Raw genomic sequence first — 14,829 nt, 5'->3', positions numbered from 1 at the left:
TATGGGACAGAAGACAAATCCAATCGGGAATCGCCTTGGTATCATTAGAGGTTGGGAATCCAACTGGTACGGAGGAAATGACTACGGCGACAAATTAGCCGAAGACGATAAGATTAGAAAGTACATCCATGCTCGTCTTTCAAAAGCGAGTGTATCAAGAGTGATCATTGAGCGTACCCTTAAGCTTGTAACCGTTACTATCACCACTGCACGTCCTGGTATCATTATCGGGAAAGGCGGCCAGGAGGTAGACAAGCTGAAGGAAGAGCTTAAGAAGATCACCGACAAGGAAGTTCAGATCAACATCTTTGAAATTAAGAGGCCAGAACTTGACGCTCATTTAGTGGCATCAAGTGTTGCAAGACAGATAGAGAATCGTATCTCTTACCGTCGTGCGATCAAAATGGCTATTGCGGCTGCAATGAGAATGAACGCTGAAGGTATCAAGATCGAAATTTCAGGCCGTTTGAACGGTGCTGAGATGGCGCGTTCAGAATCATACAAAGATGGTCGTATTCCATTGTCAACATTTAGAGCCGATATTGATTATGCTTTAGTTGAAGCACACACTACTTACGGTAGACTGGGTGTTAAAGTATGGATCATGAAAGGTGAGGTATACGGTAAAAGAGAGCTTTCTCCACTTGTTGGCATGTCCAAAAAACAAGGAGGAAAATCCGGTGCCGGACGAGGTGGTGCTAACAAATCACGTCGTAGAAAGTAATTTTTTAAAGTAAAGAAAAATGTTACAGCCTAAAAGAACAAAATACCGCAAAATGCAGAAGGGCCGCATGAAAGGAAATGCTCAAAGAGGGCATAGACTTTCTAACGGTACTTTCGGGATCAAATCCCTTGATGCAAATTTTGTGACTGCAAGACAAATAGAAGCGGCTCGTATTGCTGCTACCCGTTATATGAAGAGGGAAGGTTCACTTTGGATCAAGATTTTTCCAGATAAGCCTATCACTAAAAAGCCTCTTGAAGTACGTATGGGTAAAGGTAAAGGTGCTGTTGAATACTGGGCAGCAGTTGTAAAGCCAGGAAGAATACTTTTCGAAATCGGAGGTGTTCCTTTTGATGTAGCTAAGGAAGCACTGCGCCTTGCAGCTCAAAAATTACCTGTTAAAACTAAGTTCATCGTAGCTAGAGATTATCAAGCTTAATTAGAATCGTTATGAAACAATCAGAAGTAAGAGAATTGTCTGTAGCAGAATTACAGGAAGAACTTGGTAAGGCAAGGAAATCATATTCCGATCTAAAAATGGCTCACGCAGTATCGCCATTAGAGAACCCGATACAGTTAAGAACTGTAAGAAGATCTATAGCGCGTATTGCTACAGAGTTAACTAAAAGAGAACAACAATAAGTGTTATTCTGCTGAAAATGGAAAAAAGAAACTTAAGAAAAGAGCGTATAGGTGTTGTTACCAGTAATAAGATGATGAAATCAATCGTGGTTTCTGAAACTAAAAAAGTAAAGCACCCCATGTATGGAAAATTCGTTTTGAAAACGAAAAAATACGTGGCACACGACGAAACAAACGACTGCAACATTGGAGATACAGTAAGGATCATGGAAACTCGTCCTTTGAGTAAATCTAAATGCTGGAGATTAGTAGAAATAATTGAAAGAGCGAAGTAATTATGGTACAACAAGAGTCTAGATTAAGAGTTGCTGACAATACCGGGGCTAAAGAAGTTTTAGTGATTCGTGTATTGGGTGGTACAAAGAAGAGATACGCTTCTGTTGGAGACAAGATCGTTGTCAGTGTAAAAGAAGCTACACCTAATGGAAACGTAAAAAAAGGTGCAGTTTCAACAGCAGTTGTTGTTCGTACCAAAAAAGAAGTGCGTAGACCAGACGGATCTTACATCCGTTTTGACGATAACGCATGTGTTCTGCTTAACCCAACAGGGGAGATGAGAGGAACTCGTGTATTTGGTCCTGTAGCACGTGAACTTCGTGATAAGCAATTCATGAAGATTGTATCATTGGCACCAGAAGTGCTTTAATACATTAAATAAAATGAAAAAGCTTAAAATAAAAACAGGAGATACTGTGCGGGTAACTGCCGGAGACCACAAAGGTCAGGAAGGTAAAGTACAGCAGGTTTTCCTGGATAAGAATAAAGCAATCGTGGAAGGCGTGAACATGGTATCCAAACATGAGAAGCCAAGTGCTGCCAATCCACAGGGAGGAATCAAGAAGAAGGAAGCTCCTATTCATATCTCCAACTTGTCATTGATCGACAAGAATGGTGATGCCACCAGAGTTGGATATAGAGAAGAGGATGGGAAGAAAGTAAGGTTTTCCAAAAAATCTAATGAAGTAATTTAGTTATGGCATACGTACCAAGACTTAAGCAAGAGTATAAAGAGAGAGTGATCTCTTCTCTTACAGAAGAATTCAGCTACTCCAACGTAATGGAGGTTCCTAAACTACAGAAGATCGTAGTGAGCCGCGGAGTTGGAGCTGCTGTTGCAGACAAGAAACTTATTGACCATGCTGTTGATGAATTAACAGCTATTACCGGTCAAAAAGCGGTTGCGACCATTTCTAAAAAAGACGTTGCTTCTTTCAAACTTCGTAAAGGAATGCCTATTGGTGCAAAAGTTACTTTACGTGGAGAGAGAATGTATGAATTTTTAGATCGTTTGATCACTTCTGCACTTCCACGTGTGCGTGATTTCAACGGTATCAAGGCTACTGGTTTTGACGGAAGAGGAAACTACAACCTCGGGATCACCGAGCAGATCATCTTCCCAGAGATCGATATCGATAAGGTAAATAGGATCAATGGTATGGATATTACCTTTGTGACTTCTGCCAATACCGATAAAGAAGCAAAATCATTGTTAACCGAACTAGGATTACCTTTTAAAAAGAATTAATTATGGCTAAAGAATCAATGAAAGCCCGTGAGGTGAAGAGACAAAAACTGGTAGAGAAGTATGCTGAAAAGCGCAAGGCTCTTAAAGAGGCTGGTGACTACGAAGCACTACAGAAACTTCCAAAAAACTCATCTCCTGTTCGTTTGCACAATCGTTGCAAATTGACCGGAAGGCCTAGAGGGTACATGAGGCAGTTTGGTATTTCAAGGGTAACTTTCCGCGAAATGGCGAACAACGGATTAATTCCAGGAGTTAAAAAGGCTAGTTGGTAAGAATTATAAATTGAATGAAGGTTCTTCGGGATGTACCTGTAGAAAACCACATTCGCAAATTAAGATAGATGAATACAGATCCTATTGCAGATTATTTAACAAGAATTAGAAATGCGGTCGCTGCCAACCATAGAGTGGTAGAGATCCCGGCTTCTAATCTTAAAAAGGAAATTACCAAGATATTATTCGACCAGGGATATATTCTTAGTTACAAGTTTGATGACTCTACCGCTCAGGGGAGCATCAAGATCGCTCTTAAGTACGACAAGATAACTAAAGAGCCTGTGATCAAGAAAATTCAGCGAATAAGTAAACCTGGTTTGCGTAAGTATGCCGGTGCCAATGAACTGCCTCGAATCTTGAATGGTTTGGGTATTGCTATCGTTTCTACTTCTCACGGTGTAATGACCGGGAAGCAGGCTCAGCAAGAGAAAGTTGGTGGTGAGGTATTGTGCTACGTTTACTAATTTTAAAGACGAAAAGAAATGTCAAGAATAGGTAAAAGCCCGATCACAATTCCCGAAGGTGTTACTGTAGACCTTAAGGACGGAGTTGTTACGGTAAAAGGAAAATTAGGAGAGCTTACTCAGGAGGTTCAGGATATCGATGTTAAGATCGAGGATAACGTGATCACTTTTGAGCGCCCTTCAGAGAAAAAAGATCAGAAAGCCAAACACGGATTATACCGTGCTTTGATCATGAACATGATCGAAGGGGTTTCTAACGGCTTTACAAAAGAGCTGGAATTAGTAGGTGTTGGATACAGGGCATCCAATCAAGGTCAGAAATTAGATCTTGCCATTGGGTACTCTCATAACATTATCTTAGATTTGGCCCCTGAAATTAAGGTGGAGACAATTTCTGAGAAAGGGAAGAACCCTATCGTGAAATTGACCTCTTATGACAAGCAATTGGTAGGCCAGGTAGCTGCGAAAATTCGTTCTTTCAGAAAACCTGAACCTTACAAAGGAAAAGGTATTAAATTCGTTGGAGAGCAATTGAGAAGAAAAGCAGGTAAATCAGCTTAATAAGTTTAGTTATGGCAGTGTCAAAACAAGATAGAAGAAATAAAATTAAGAAGAGAATCCGTAAGGATATCGTCGGTACTGGAGCGCGTCCAAGATTGTCAGTATTCAGAAGCAATAAAGAAATTTATGCTCAGATAGTGAATGACGAGGATGGAACTACCATTGTTGCCGCTTCTTCAAGAGACAAAGATGTTGCTTCTTCGGAAGGTAACAAGAGAGAACAGGCAGCTTTAGTAGGTAAAGCTATTGCTGAAAAGGCCTTGAAAGCAGGTATTGATACCATTTCTTTTGACAGAAGCGGTTATTTGTACCACGGAAGAGTAAAATCATTAGCAGAAGGTGCTCGCGAAGGAGGACTTAAATTCTAGAAGATATGTATCAGGATTATAAAAACGTAGAACTTGTAAAGCCGGGAGGTCTTGAATTAAAAGACCGATTGGTTGGTGTGCAACGTGTTACTAAAGTTACAAAAGGTGGTAGAGCTTTTGGTTTTTCTGCTATTGTAGTTGTAGGTGACGAAAACGGGGTTGTAGGCCACGGGTTAGGAAAATCTAAAGAGGTAGCAGACGCTATTTCTAAAGCAGTAGAAGACGCAAAGAAAAACCTGGTGCGTATCCCATTGAACAAGGGTACGCTACCACACGAGCAAAAAGGAAAATACGGTGGAGCACGTGTAATGCTTCTTCCGGCAGCGCCTGGTACAGGGGTTATCGCCGGTGGTGCGATTCGTGCGGTACTGGAGTCTGTTGGAGTGCATGATGTACTTTCAAAGAACCAGGGATCTTCCAACCCACACAACGTGGTAAAAGCTACTTTTGATGCTTTATTGCAATTAAGAAGTGCTGAGACTGTTGCCAAGCAACGCGGAATCTCGCTTGAAAAGGTTTTTAAAGGATAATAACAAGGAAAAATGGGAAAGATAAAAGTAACTCAGGTAAAAAGTGCCATCAAACGCACTCAGAACCAAAAACGTACTTTGGAAGCACTTGGTCTTAAGAAGATTGGTCAGGTTGTGGAGCACGAGAATACGCCAAACATCCTTGGTATGGTAAGTAAAGTAAAACACTTGGTTTCCACTGAGGAAACGAAATAAGAAACTCACATGGATTTAAGTAACTTAAAACCTGCAAAAGGTTCAGTTCAAAGTAACAATAAGCGTGTTGGTCGTGGTGAAGGATCGGGTAAAGGTGGAACCGCAACCCGTGGTCACAAAGGGGCCAAGTCACGTTCTGGTTACTCCAGAAAGATAGGATTTGAAGGTGGGCAAATGCCACTTCAAAGACGTGTGCCAAAATTCGGATTTAACAATATCAACCGTAAAGAATACCAGGGAATCAACCTTGATACCCTTCAAACTTTAGTTGATAATGGTAAAGTGAAGGATACGGTTGACATGAACGTTCTTATTGAGAATGGTTTGGCAACCAAGAACGAATTGGTAAAGATATTAGGTAGAGGAGAATTGAAAGCTAAGTTGAAAATATCTGTTCATAAATTTACTGCCTCAGCAAAGCAAGCTATTGAAGCGGCTGGTGGTGAAGCTGTTACTTTATAATAGATAAGCACATGAAATTCATCAATACATTAAAGAATATCTGGAAGATCGAGGAGCTAAAAAATAGAATTTTAGTGACCCTCGGTCTGTTGTTGGTGTATCGCTTTGGTGCACAGGTAGTACTACCGGGAATAGATGCCTCTCAACTAGCTAACTTGTCTACCCAGACAGAAGGTGGATTGCTGGGATTGTTGAACGCCTTTACCGGGGGTGCATTTTCTAATGCCTCTGTATTTGCACTGGGGATCATGCCTTATATTTCTGCCTCTATTGTAGTTCAGTTGATGGGAATCGCGGTTCCTTACCTTCAAAAACTTCAAAAGGAAGGAGAAAGCGGGAGAAGAAGGATCAACCAGATCACAAGATGGTTGACCATTGCCATTACACTGGTGCAGGGACCCGGGTATATCTATAACCTGTTTGCAACCCTGCCATCTAGCGCTTTTCTACTTGGAAATAACGTGACTTTCGTAGTGTCTTCTGTGATCATACTTGCTACAGGAACCATCTTTGCGATGTGGCTGGGTGAGAAGATCACTGATAAAGGTATTGGAAATGGTATCTCACTATTGATTATGGTGGGTATCATCGCAACCTTGCCGCAGGCATTTATTCAGGAGTTTGTTTCCAGAGTATTCGAATCCAACGGAGGTCTTATTATGATCCTGATCGAACTGGTGATCTGGTTCGCGATCATCCTTGGAAGTGTAATGTTGGTGATGGCTGTTCGACAGATACCTGTACAATATGCCAGAAGAACGGCTACAGGCGGGTACGAGAAGAACGTTTTTGGATCAAGACAATATATTCCTCTTAAGCTTAACGCTTCTGGGGTAATGCCGATCATATTCGCGCAGGCGATCATGTTCATCCCGGCGGCGGTAGCCGGACTGTCACAGTCTGAGACCGCGCAGGGAGTAACTGCCGCCTTTAGTGATATCTTCGGATTTTGGTACAATTTAGTGTTCGCGTTGTTAATCATTATTTTTACGTACTTTTACACCGCGATTACAGTGCCTACCAATAAAATGGCTGATGATTTGAAGCGAAGTGGAGGTTTCATTCCTGGGATCCGTCCCGGTACTGAAACTGCCGAATTTTTAGACAGGATTATGTCACAAATTACCCTACCGGGTTCTATATTTCTGGCGATCATCGCAGTGTTCCCTGCAATTATCGTTTCCCTGCTTGGTGTGCAGGCAGGCTGGGCATTGTTCTTTGGCGGTACTTCGTTATTGATCATGGTTGGAGTTGCAATTGACACTATGCAGCAGGTGAATTCTTACCTGTTGAATAGACACTATGATGGGTTAATGAAAACCGGGAAAAACAGAAAAGCAGTAGCATAATATGGCAAAACAACCGGCGATAGAACAAGACGGAACGATCATTGAGGCATTGTCAAATGCCATGATCCGGGTGGAATTAGAAAATGGTCACGTTGTGACCGCACATATTTCAGGTAAAATGCGCATGCATTATATTAAGTTATTGCCTGGGGACAAAGTGAAATTAGAAATGAGCCCGTATGATTTATCTAAGGCTCGAATAACTTACAGATACTAATAACTATGAAAGTTAGAGCATCAATTAAAAAAAGAAGTGCCGAGTGCAAGATTGTGCGTAGAAAAGGCAGACTGTACGTAATTAACAAAAAGAATCCAAAATTTAAACAAAGACAAGGGTAGTTATGGCTAGAATTGCAGGTGTTGATATACCAAAACAAAAGCGAGGCGTTATAGCATTGACCTATATCTTCGGAATTGGAAAGAGCAGAGCTCAGGAGATCCTTAAGGCTGCCAACGTAGAAGAAGATAAGAAAGTTTCAGACTGGAATGACGACGAGATCGGAAGAATTCGTGAAACTGTTGGTGAGTATAAGATCGAAGGAGAATTACGTTCAGAAGTTCAATTGAGCATCAAGCGCTTGATGGATATTGGAAGTTACAGAGGAATTCGTCACAGAGCGGGATTACCGTTAAGAGGACAAAGAACCAAGAACAACTCCAGAACAAGAAAAGGAAGAAGAAAAACAGTTGCCAACAAGAAGAAAGCAACTAAATAATAAGTAGGATGGCAAAAGCTAAAGTAACTCAAAAGAAACGTAAGGTAAATGTTGAGTCTATTGGAGAAGCGCATGTTACTGCTTCTTTCAACAACATTATTATTTCCTTAACCAATAAAAAAGGAGATGTGATCTCTTGGTCTTCAGCCGGTAAAATGGGCTTTAGAGGATCTAAGAAGAACACTCCTTATGCAGCTCAGCTAGCTGCTGAAGATGCGTCTAAAGTGGCTCACGAAGCCGGTTTGCGCAAAGTGAAAGTATTTGTGAAAGGACCAGGAAACGGTAGAGAATCTGCCATTCGTTCCCTTCACAATGCAGGAATCGAAGTAACCGAGATCATCGATATTACTCCGCTTCCACACAACGGATGTCGTCCTCCTAAAAGACGTAGAGTTTAATTAATAAGTATAATAAAAGTAAGCAAAGAGATCAGCGAAGGACAGTGACCTTAATTCCTGATCGCTTGCTTTAAATCAAATTTTCAATGGCAAGATATACTGGTCCAAAGACTAAAATCGCCCGTAAATTCGGGGAAGCTATTTTTGGAGACGATAAGTCTTTCGAAAAAAGAAATTACCCTCCGGGGCAACACGGTAACAACCGTCGTCGTGGTAAAAAATCTGAATACGCTGTCCAGTTGATGGAGAAGCAAAAAGCCAAGTATACCTACGGGATCCTTGAGCGTCAATTCAGAAACATGTTTGAAAAAGCTACCCGTGCACAGGGAATTACCGGTGAGGTGCTTTTACAACTTTGTGAGTCTCGTTTAGATAACGTTGTTTACAGAATGGGTATTGCTCCATCTAGACGTGGTGCAAGACAATTAGTTTCTCACAGACACATTACTGTAAATGGTGAATTAGTTAACATTCCTTCTTACCAGCTTAAGGCCGGAGATATTGTTGGAGTAAGAGAGAAATCTAAATCCTTAACCGCCATCCAGGATTCATTGGCTAATACCAGCAATGTTTACGAATGGATCACATTCAACAACGAAACAAAAGAAGGAACTTATGTTTCTGTTCCGGCAAGAGTCCAAATTCCGGAAAATATAAATGAACAATTCATCGTCGAATTATATTCGAAATAATAATTCACAGAAGTCGTAATATGGCAATATTAAATTTTCAGAAGCCCGATAAAGTTATAATGATTGATTCAACCGATTTCGAAGGGAAATTTGAATTCCGCCCTTTGGAACCCGGTTATGGATTGACCGTTGGTAACGCTTTAAGGAGAGTACTGTTATCTTCACTTGAAGGGTTTGCGATCACTTCAGTCCGTATGGAAGGAGTAGATCACGAATTCTCTACTATCCCCGGGGTAGTGGAAGATGTAACCGAAATTATTCTAAACCTGAAACAAATCAGGTTCAAGAGGCAAATTGATGAAATAGACAATGAAGCCGTTACAATTTCTGTATCAGGTCAGGAGCAGCTTACCGCAGGACACTTCCAAAAGTTTATCTCTGGTTTCCAGATCCTAAACCCAGATCTTGTGATCTGTAATATGGATAAAAAGGTAAACCTTAACATGGAGGTGACCGTAGAAAAAGGTAGAGGATATGTTCCTGCTGAAGAGAACAAGAAAGCCAATGCGCCTTTGGGTACTATCTATACCGACTCTATTTACACTCCGGTGAAAAATGTGAAGTATAGCATCGAGAACTATCGTGTAGAGCAAAAGACCGACTATGAAAAGCTGGTTTTTGAGATCATCACAGATGGTTCAATTCATCCAAAAGATGCCTTGACAGAAGCTGCCAAGACTTTGATCCACCACTTTATGCTGTTCTCTGATGAGCGCATTACGCTGGAGGCCGATGAAATTGCACAAACTGAAACTTATGATGAGGAATCTCTTCATATGCGTCAGTTGTTGAAAACCAAGTTGGTTGATATGGATCTTTCAGTGAGAGCACTTAACTGCCTTAAGGCTGCTGAAGTGGATACACTTGGGGATCTTGTATCATACAACAAAAACGACTTGATGAAGTTCCGTAACTTTGGAAAGAAATCTTTGACCGAGCTTGAAGAGCTTGTAAACAACAAAGGATTGAATTTCGGAATGGATCTTTCAAAATATAAACTTGATAAAGACTAGTCGCGGTTTAATACGCAACTGTCAAAAATTATAATTTTAACCATCATAATTTGCTCCTCAAAATGGGTCGCAGCAAGATGATGAAACAAAAAATGTCATGAGACACGGAAAAAAAATAAACCACTTAGGTAGAAAAACTGCGCATCGCAAGGCGATGTTGGCCAACATGGCTTGTTCACTTATCGAACATAAGCGCATCAACACCACTGTTGCCAAGGCGAAAGCTTTAAAGCAGTTCGTGGAACCTTTAGTGACCAAGTCTAAAGAAGATACTACTCACAACAGAAGGATCGTTATGAGCAAATTGCGTGACAAGAACGCAATTTCTGAATTGTTCCGCGAAGTAGCGCCTAAAGTTGGTGATCGTCCGGGAGGATATACCAGGATCATCAAGTTAGGGAACCGTTTGGGAGATAACGCTGATATGGCGCTTATCGAACTGGTTGACTACAACGAGACTTATAATGTGAACAAGCCAGAGAAGAAGAAATCTACTCGTAGGGCTGGTAGGTCTAAGAAATCTGCCGATACTTCACAGAAGGCTCCAGAGGCTACTGAGAATAAAAGCAACGAAGGAAAAGAGGAATAAAATGATTCTTACTTCATAAATTTTTAAAAGGATAAGCGATTAAAAGCTTATCCTTTTTTTATATTGTCTAATCACATTTTTCGGCTGGTGTTTAAAAGCTGAAAAAGGGTAAAAATCTTAAACCCGTTTATTCTATGAAATATCAAACAAGAAAAAAAGCGATAGTGTTGTTGGAAGACGGAACTGTTTTCCACGGAAAGGCTGTGGGCGACCAGGATGGAAAAGCTTTTGGGGAAGTTTGCTTTAATACCGGGATGACCGGCTATCAGGAAATATTTACAGATCCTTCTTACTTTGGGCAGATCATGGTGACCACCAATGCCCATATTGGGAACTACGGTACCAATGAGCTTGAAGAAGAAGCAGATACGGCACAGATCTCCGGTTTGATCTGTAAGAACTTCAGTTACTATCATTCGCGTCCCGCGGCAGATATGTCTCTTCAGGATTTTCTTGGTAAGAGCAACCTTTTTGCCATTTCAGATGTTGATACCAGGGCGTTGGTAACTTATATCCGGGAAAACGGGGCTATGAACGCGGTGATCACGACCGATTTTGAAGATATGGATGCCCTTAAAAAGGAACTTTCTGAGGTGCCTAATATGGACGGACTGGAACTCGCGTCAAAGGTCTCTACTAAAGAGCCGTATTTCTTCGGATCTGAAGATGCTAAATATAAAGTGGCTGTGCTGGATGTAGGGGTGAAAAGGAACATTTTAAGACATCTTGAAAGACGGGATGTTTACTGTAAAGTATTTCCTTACAATACGAGCTACGCGGAAATGAAGGAATGGGGGGCTCATGGTTACCTGCTTTCTAACGGTCCCGGTGATCCAAGACCGCTTGAGGGGGTGATACAGGTTGCTAAAGATATCATGGAAGAGGATAAACCTCTCTTCGGAATTTGTCTGGGGCACCAGATCATTGCACTGGCAAATGGCATTTCCACGTATAAGATGCACCATGGCCACAGGGGTATCAATCATCCTGTGATGAACCTGGAGACAGGTAAGGGAGAGATCACTTCTCAGAACCACGGCTTCACTGTTAGTGAAGAGGAGACAGCTGCACATCCAGATGTGAAGATCACTCATAAACATCTTAATGATAACACCATTGCGGGAATAAGGATGAAGAACAAGAATTGTTTCTCTGTGCAGTACCATCCCGAAGCTAGTCCGGGGCCCAATGATGCGTACTATCTTTTTGATGAGTTCATACACAACATGATCAAAGAAAAAGCCTAAAAAAGATCCCCGTCTAAAGCGGGGATTTTTCTTTTTTAAGAACTAAATCGTATTCGTTGATAAAATTATGTGAAAGCCATTGAAGTAAGCGCAATGGCTTTTACCTTTTTTTCTAAGTATTCGTATCTTGCAGTGGCTAATCAAGAAAATATAAAGCTATGAGTATTATAATCAATATACATGCCCGTCAGATCTTTGATTCCCGCGGAAATCCAACCGTTGAAGTAGATGTTGAAACCGAAAACGGATTCGTTGGAAGGGCTGCAGTACCTTCTGGGGCCTCTACCGGGGAGCATGAAGCTGTCGAGTTGCGTGACGGCGGCAAGGATTATATGGGGAAAGGAGTTTCCCAGGCCGTTAAGAACGTAAATGAAGTAATTGCCGAAGAATTATTGGGATATTCAGTTTTTGACCAGAATTTGATCGACCAGGCAATGATCGAGATAGACGGGACTCCCAATAAATCGAAATTAGGAGCCAACGCAATTTTAGGGGTTTCCCTTGCCGTGGCCAAGGCCGCCGCTGCCGAACTGAACATGCCGCTTTACAGGTATGTGGGAGGGGTGAGTGCCAATACCCTTCCTGTGCCTATGATGAATATCATCAACGGAGGTTCACACTCAGACGCGCCTATCGCTTTCCAGGAATTCATGGTGATGCCGGTAAAGGCGAAGAATTTTTCCGAAGCCTTAAAAATGGGTACAGAGATCTTCCATAACCTTAAAAAAGTGCTTCATAAACGCAGTCTGAGCACAGCCGTGGGAGATGAAGGTGGGTTCGCACCAACTCTTGACGGAACAGAAGATGCTCTGGATACCATTTTAGAGTCTATCAAAAATGCTGGTTATAAACCCGGAGAGGAAGTGATGATCGCGCTCGATTGTGCTGCTGCCGAATTCTATGAAAATGGAAAATACGATTACACAAAGTTCGAAGGTGAAAGTGGTGAAATAAGAAGCAGTGAAGAGCAGGCTGAATACCTTGCTTCTTTAGCTGAAAAATACCCGATCATCTCTATCGAGGACGGAATGGATGAGAACGACTGGGACGGGTGGAAAGCCCTTACCGACAAGATCGGTGATAAAGTGCAACTTGTGGGAGATGATCTCTTCGTGACCAATGTGGAGCGTCTTTCAAAAGGTATAGAAAATAAGATCGCGAATTCCATTCTTATAAAGGTGAATCAGATAGGTACCCTTACCGAAACTATTTCGGCTGTGAACATGGCGCATAATGCAGGTTATACTTCGGTAATGTCTCACCGTTCGGGAGAGACAGAAGATAATACCATTGCAGATCTTGCAGTAGCTCTTAACACCGGACAGATCAAAACAGGATCTGCATCCAGAAGTGACCGTATGGCCAAGTACAATCAGTTATTACGAATTGAGGAGGAACTTGGTACTGTGGCTTACTTTCCGCAGGAAAAAGCTTTCAAGGTGAAGAAATAATTTCCGAAGAAATAAAAATTCATTAAAACCTTTCCCTGCCCGGAAAGGTTTTTTGCGTTTTAAACCTGATGAGCATCATATTTTAGGTAGATCTTAGTTCCTAATTTTAAGAAATTTCGGTTTAAGTTTTTTCAGTATAAAGTGGGATCTGAATATTTCTTTTCAGAAATAAAACCGCACCCGAAAAAAGCGTCTATAAAGAGGATGGATTCCATAAAGGAATCGGCCTGAGCAGACCGAAAATAGCTGAGAATTTTGTAATTTAGCAATCCTTAAAATAAAAATCACGCAAATTCATAAACAATATGTCAAAAGTAGCTACAGTAGAAATAGAGGGAAAAAAGATCGACCTGCCCTTAGTGGTCGGAACTGAAAATGAAATTGCTCTTGATATCACCAAGTTAAGAGGAGAAACCGGGGCCATTACCCTTGATCCCGGGTATAAGAACACAGGTTCTTGTGAGAGTGCCATTACCTTTCTTGACGGAGAGAAAGGGATTCTTAGGTACAGAGGGTACTCTATTGAAGAGTTGGCTGAAAAAGCTGATTTTCTCGAAGTAGCTTACTTGTTGATCTTTGGTGAACTTCCTACAGAAACTCAGCTTCAGAAGTTCAATACAGATATCCTGGATCAAAGCATCGTAAACGAAGATATGAAAACCGTGCTAAAAGGTTTTCCGGAATCTGCTCACCCAATGGGAGTGCTTTCATCTCTAACCAGTGCTTTGACCGCTTTCAACCCTAAGTCTGTGAACGTAGATTCAGAAGAGGATATGTACAAGGCTATCGTGAAGATCCTTGCCAAATTTCCTGTTCTTGCTGCCTGGACGCTTCGTAAAAAGAACAACCAGAATCTTTACAACAAAGACACTAACATTGGATATGTAGAGAGTTTGCTTAAAATGATGTTCCAGGAGGATAATAAAAAGAATTACAAGCTGAACAAAACTGTGGTGAATGCTTTGGATAAGCTCCTTATTTTGCATGCAGACCATGAGCAGAACTGTTCTACTTCTACCGTAAGGATCGTAGGTTCTTCTCATGCCGGGCTGTTCGCTTCTATTTCTGCAGGGGTTTCTGCACTTTGGGGGCCGCTACACGGTGGTGCCAACCAGGCAGTGATCGAAATGCTTGAAGAGATCAAAGCTGACGGAGGAGATACTTCCAAGTTTATAGCGAAAGCTAAAGACAAAGATGATCCATTCAGGCTAATGGGCTTTGGACACAGAGTGTATAAGAACTTTGACCCTCGTGCCAAGATCATCAAAAAAGCAGCCGATGAAGTTCTGGGGCAGCTCGGAGTGGAAGATCCAATCCTTGAGATCGCCAAAGGTCTTGAAAAAGCTGCTTTGGAAGATCAATATTTCATTGACAGAAAATTATATCCTAACGTAGATTTCTACTCCGGAATCATTTACCGTGCGATGGGTATCCCAACAGAAATGTTTACCGTGATGTTCGCGGTAGGACGCTTACCAGGATGGATCGCTCAATGGAGAGAAATGCGTCTGCGCAAAGAACCGATTGGACGACCAAGACAGGTTTACATTGGGGAAACTCACAGAAAATTCAAGGACATCGCTAACAGATAATTAGCAGCCTGAGAAATAAGCAAAAAAGCTCCATGA

At 41.6% G+C, this 14,829-nt stretch carries 25 protein-coding genes; all 25 read left to right on the top strand.

Annotation, left to right across the window (positions count from 1 at the left end):
• The first annotated feature begins 1 nt into the window (after position 1).
• The 25 genes from rpsC to BLS64_RS10295 all read left to right on the top strand — a co-directional run bounded on the left by rpsC (position 2) and on the right by BLS64_RS10295 (position 14,793).
• Positions 2-724 carry a 30S ribosomal protein S3 gene (gene rpsC, locus BLS64_RS10415; RefSeq protein WP_093113471.1) on the top strand — a complete coding sequence of 241 codons (723 nt, stop codon included), beginning with the start codon at positions 2-4 and terminating at the stop codon, positions 722-724.
• Positions 725-743: 19 nt separating this feature from the next.
• Complete coding sequence (rplP, locus tag BLS64_RS10410; RefSeq protein WP_093113470.1) at positions 744-1,163, top strand: 50S ribosomal protein L16; 420 nt, start codon at positions 744-746, stop codon at positions 1,161-1,163.
• An 11-nt stretch (positions 1,164-1,174) separates the two neighbouring features.
• Positions 1,175-1,366 carry a 50S ribosomal protein L29 gene (gene rpmC / locus BLS64_RS10405; protein WP_093113469.1) on the top strand — a complete coding sequence of 64 codons (192 nt, stop codon included), beginning with the start codon at positions 1,175-1,177 and terminating at the stop codon, positions 1,364-1,366.
• 17 nt (positions 1,367-1,383) lie between these two features.
• Positions 1,384-1,641 carry a 30S ribosomal protein S17 gene (rpsQ, locus tag BLS64_RS10400; RefSeq protein WP_093113468.1) on the top strand — a complete coding sequence of 86 codons (258 nt, stop codon included), beginning with the start codon at positions 1,384-1,386 and terminating at the stop codon, positions 1,639-1,641.
• 2 nt (positions 1,642-1,643) lie between these two features.
• The gene (rplN, locus tag BLS64_RS10395; protein ID WP_093113467.1) at positions 1,644-2,012 is read left to right on the top strand and encodes a 50S ribosomal protein L14; all 369 of its coding nucleotides are present in this window, start codon (positions 1,644-1,646) and stop codon (positions 2,010-2,012) included.
• Positions 2,013-2,025: 13 nt separating this feature from the next.
• On the top strand, positions 2,026-2,337 hold the full coding sequence (rplX, locus tag BLS64_RS10390; RefSeq protein WP_093113466.1) for a 50S ribosomal protein L24: 312 nt from the start codon (positions 2,026-2,028) through the stop codon (positions 2,335-2,337).
• Positions 2,338-2,339: 2 nt separating this feature from the next.
• On the top strand, positions 2,340-2,891 hold the full coding sequence (gene rplE / locus BLS64_RS10385) for a 50S ribosomal protein L5 (RefSeq protein WP_093113465.1): 552 nt from the start codon (positions 2,340-2,342) through the stop codon (positions 2,889-2,891).
• 2 nt (positions 2,892-2,893) lie between these two features.
• On the top strand, positions 2,894-3,163 hold the full coding sequence (gene rpsN, locus BLS64_RS10380) for a 30S ribosomal protein S14 (protein ID WP_093113464.1): 270 nt from the start codon (positions 2,894-2,896) through the stop codon (positions 3,161-3,163).
• Between the two features lie 68 nt (positions 3,164-3,231).
• Positions 3,232-3,630, top strand: a complete 399-nt coding sequence (gene rpsH, locus BLS64_RS10375) for a 30S ribosomal protein S8 (RefSeq protein ID WP_093113463.1) — start codon at positions 3,232-3,234, stop codon at positions 3,628-3,630.
• An 18-nt stretch (positions 3,631-3,648) separates the two neighbouring features.
• Positions 3,649-4,191 (top strand): 50S ribosomal protein L6, encoded by a 543-nt coding sequence (rplF, locus tag BLS64_RS10370; protein ID WP_093113462.1) that lies wholly within the window; start codon positions 3,649-3,651, stop codon positions 4,189-4,191.
• An 11-nt stretch (positions 4,192-4,202) separates the two neighbouring features.
• Complete coding sequence (rplR, locus tag BLS64_RS10365) at positions 4,203-4,559, top strand: 50S ribosomal protein L18 (protein ID WP_093113461.1); 357 nt, start codon at positions 4,203-4,205, stop codon at positions 4,557-4,559.
• Positions 4,560-4,564: 5 nt separating this feature from the next.
• The gene (gene rpsE / locus BLS64_RS10360) at positions 4,565-5,089 is read left to right on the top strand and encodes a 30S ribosomal protein S5 (protein ID WP_029037144.1); all 525 of its coding nucleotides are present in this window, start codon (positions 4,565-4,567) and stop codon (positions 5,087-5,089) included.
• 12 nt (positions 5,090-5,101) lie between these two features.
• On the top strand, positions 5,102-5,284 hold the full coding sequence (gene rpmD, locus BLS64_RS10355; protein WP_093113460.1) for a 50S ribosomal protein L30: 183 nt from the start codon (positions 5,102-5,104) through the stop codon (positions 5,282-5,284).
• Between the two features lie 9 nt (positions 5,285-5,293).
• On the top strand, positions 5,294-5,746 hold the full coding sequence (gene rplO, locus BLS64_RS10350; protein WP_093113459.1) for a 50S ribosomal protein L15: 453 nt from the start codon (positions 5,294-5,296) through the stop codon (positions 5,744-5,746).
• Between the two features lie 11 nt (positions 5,747-5,757).
• A complete protein-coding gene (secY, locus tag BLS64_RS10345) occupies positions 5,758-7,095 on the top strand; it encodes a preprotein translocase subunit SecY (RefSeq protein WP_093113458.1) in 1,338 nt (445 codons plus the stop codon).
• A gap of 1 nt (position 7,096) precedes the next feature.
• The gene (infA, locus tag BLS64_RS10340; protein WP_093228656.1) at positions 7,097-7,312 is read left to right on the top strand and encodes a translation initiation factor IF-1; all 216 of its coding nucleotides are present in this window, start codon (positions 7,097-7,099) and stop codon (positions 7,310-7,312) included.
• A 5-nt stretch (positions 7,313-7,317) separates the two neighbouring features.
• On the top strand, positions 7,318-7,434 hold the full coding sequence (gene ykgO / locus BLS64_RS10335) for a type B 50S ribosomal protein L36 (protein WP_037325435.1): 117 nt from the start codon (positions 7,318-7,320) through the stop codon (positions 7,432-7,434).
• Positions 7,435-7,436: 2 nt separating this feature from the next.
• On the top strand, positions 7,437-7,811 hold the full coding sequence (gene rpsM, locus BLS64_RS10330) for a 30S ribosomal protein S13 (protein ID WP_093113457.1): 375 nt from the start codon (positions 7,437-7,439) through the stop codon (positions 7,809-7,811).
• An 8-nt stretch (positions 7,812-7,819) separates the two neighbouring features.
• Positions 7,820-8,209: a 30S ribosomal protein S11 gene (gene rpsK / locus BLS64_RS10325; protein WP_093113456.1), complete on the top strand. Its 390-nt coding sequence runs from the start codon at positions 7,820-7,822 to the stop codon at positions 8,207-8,209.
• Positions 8,210-8,295: 86 nt separating this feature from the next.
• Entirely contained in the window at positions 8,296-8,901 is a 606-nt protein-coding gene (gene rpsD / locus BLS64_RS10320; RefSeq protein ID WP_093113455.1) for a 30S ribosomal protein S4, read from the top strand.
• A 20-nt stretch (positions 8,902-8,921) separates the two neighbouring features.
• Positions 8,922-9,914 carry a DNA-directed RNA polymerase subunit alpha gene (locus BLS64_RS10315; RefSeq protein ID WP_093113454.1) on the top strand — a complete coding sequence of 331 codons (993 nt, stop codon included), beginning with the start codon at positions 8,922-8,924 and terminating at the stop codon, positions 9,912-9,914.
• Positions 9,915-10,011: 97 nt separating this feature from the next.
• Positions 10,012-10,503: a 50S ribosomal protein L17 gene (gene rplQ / locus BLS64_RS10310; protein WP_093113453.1), complete on the top strand. Its 492-nt coding sequence runs from the start codon at positions 10,012-10,014 to the stop codon at positions 10,501-10,503.
• Between the two features lie 134 nt (positions 10,504-10,637).
• Complete coding sequence (gene carA / locus BLS64_RS10305) at positions 10,638-11,750, top strand: glutamine-hydrolyzing carbamoyl-phosphate synthase small subunit (RefSeq protein ID WP_093113452.1); 1,113 nt, start codon at positions 10,638-10,640, stop codon at positions 11,748-11,750.
• A 158-nt stretch (positions 11,751-11,908) separates the two neighbouring features.
• Entirely contained in the window at positions 11,909-13,201 is a 1,293-nt protein-coding gene (gene eno / locus BLS64_RS10300) for a phosphopyruvate hydratase (protein ID WP_093113451.1), read from the top strand.
• 305 nt (positions 13,202-13,506) lie between these two features.
• Positions 13,507-14,793: a citrate synthase gene (locus BLS64_RS10295; protein WP_093113450.1), complete on the top strand. Its 1,287-nt coding sequence runs from the start codon at positions 13,507-13,509 to the stop codon at positions 14,791-14,793.
• Positions 14,794-14,829: the final 36 nt, after the last annotated feature.

Origin of the sequence: Salinimicrobium catena (assembly GCF_900102915.1) — a bacterium.
GTDB classification, from domain to species: domain Bacteria; phylum Bacteroidota; class Bacteroidia; order Flavobacteriales; family Flavobacteriaceae; genus Salinimicrobium; species Salinimicrobium catena.
The sequence above is the reverse complement of the archived record's forward strand: the minus strand, read 5'-3'. Positions and strand labels throughout refer to the sequence as shown.

Excerpts from the sequence above, each read along its gene's own strand:
- rpsN (WP_093113464.1), top strand. The coding sequence starts at position 2,894 with ATGGCTAAAGAATCAATGAAAGCCCGTGAGGTGAAGAGACAAAAACTG.
- rplP (WP_093113470.1), top strand. The coding sequence starts at position 744 with ATGTTACAGCCTAAAAGAACAAAATACCGCAAAATGCAGAAGGGCCGC.
- rpsE (WP_029037144.1), top strand. The coding sequence starts at position 4,565 with ATGTATCAGGATTATAAAAACGTAGAACTTGTAAAGCCGGGAGGTCTT.
- BLS64_RS10295 (WP_093113450.1), top strand. The coding sequence starts at position 13,507 with ATGTCAAAAGTAGCTACAGTAGAAATAGAGGGAAAAAAGATCGACCTG.
- rplQ (WP_093113453.1), top strand. The coding sequence starts at position 10,012 with ATGAGACACGGAAAAAAAATAAACCACTTAGGTAGAAAAACTGCGCAT.
- secY (WP_093113458.1), top strand. The coding sequence starts at position 5,758 with ATGAAATTCATCAATACATTAAAGAATATCTGGAAGATCGAGGAGCTA.
- rpsQ (WP_093113468.1), top strand. The coding sequence starts at position 1,384 with ATGGAAAAAAGAAACTTAAGAAAAGAGCGTATAGGTGTTGTTACCAGT.
- rplO (WP_093113459.1), top strand. The coding sequence starts at position 5,294 with ATGGATTTAAGTAACTTAAAACCTGCAAAAGGTTCAGTTCAAAGTAAC.
- rpsH (WP_093113463.1), top strand. The coding sequence starts at position 3,232 with ATGAATACAGATCCTATTGCAGATTATTTAACAAGAATTAGAAATGCG.
- rpsD (WP_093113455.1), top strand. The coding sequence starts at position 8,296 with ATGGCAAGATATACTGGTCCAAAGACTAAAATCGCCCGTAAATTCGGG.
- rpsM (WP_093113457.1), top strand. The coding sequence starts at position 7,437 with ATGGCTAGAATTGCAGGTGTTGATATACCAAAACAAAAGCGAGGCGTT.
- eno (WP_093113451.1), top strand. The coding sequence starts at position 11,909 with ATGAGTATTATAATCAATATACATGCCCGTCAGATCTTTGATTCCCGC.
- rplE (WP_093113465.1), top strand. The coding sequence starts at position 2,340 with ATGGCATACGTACCAAGACTTAAGCAAGAGTATAAAGAGAGAGTGATC.
- rpmD (WP_093113460.1), top strand. The coding sequence starts at position 5,102 with ATGGGAAAGATAAAAGTAACTCAGGTAAAAAGTGCCATCAAACGCACT.
- rplN (WP_093113467.1), top strand. The coding sequence starts at position 1,644 with ATGGTACAACAAGAGTCTAGATTAAGAGTTGCTGACAATACCGGGGCT.
- rpsC (WP_093113471.1), top strand. The coding sequence starts at position 2 with ATGGGACAGAAGACAAATCCAATCGGGAATCGCCTTGGTATCATTAGA.
- rplX (WP_093113466.1), top strand. The coding sequence starts at position 2,026 with ATGAAAAAGCTTAAAATAAAAACAGGAGATACTGTGCGGGTAACTGCC.
- rpsK (WP_093113456.1), top strand. The coding sequence starts at position 7,820 with ATGGCAAAAGCTAAAGTAACTCAAAAGAAACGTAAGGTAAATGTTGAG.
- rplR (WP_093113461.1), top strand. The coding sequence starts at position 4,203 with ATGGCAGTGTCAAAACAAGATAGAAGAAATAAAATTAAGAAGAGAATC.
- BLS64_RS10315 (WP_093113454.1), top strand. The coding sequence starts at position 8,922 with ATGGCAATATTAAATTTTCAGAAGCCCGATAAAGTTATAATGATTGAT.
- rplF (WP_093113462.1), top strand. The coding sequence starts at position 3,649 with ATGTCAAGAATAGGTAAAAGCCCGATCACAATTCCCGAAGGTGTTACT.
- rpmC (WP_093113469.1), top strand. The coding sequence starts at position 1,175 with ATGAAACAATCAGAAGTAAGAGAATTGTCTGTAGCAGAATTACAGGAA.
- infA (WP_093228656.1), top strand. The coding sequence starts at position 7,097 with ATGGCAAAACAACCGGCGATAGAACAAGACGGAACGATCATTGAGGCA.
- ykgO (WP_037325435.1), top strand. The coding sequence starts at position 7,318 with ATGAAAGTTAGAGCATCAATTAAAAAAAGAAGTGCCGAGTGCAAGATT.
- carA (WP_093113452.1), top strand. The coding sequence starts at position 10,638 with ATGAAATATCAAACAAGAAAAAAAGCGATAGTGTTGTTGGAAGACGGA.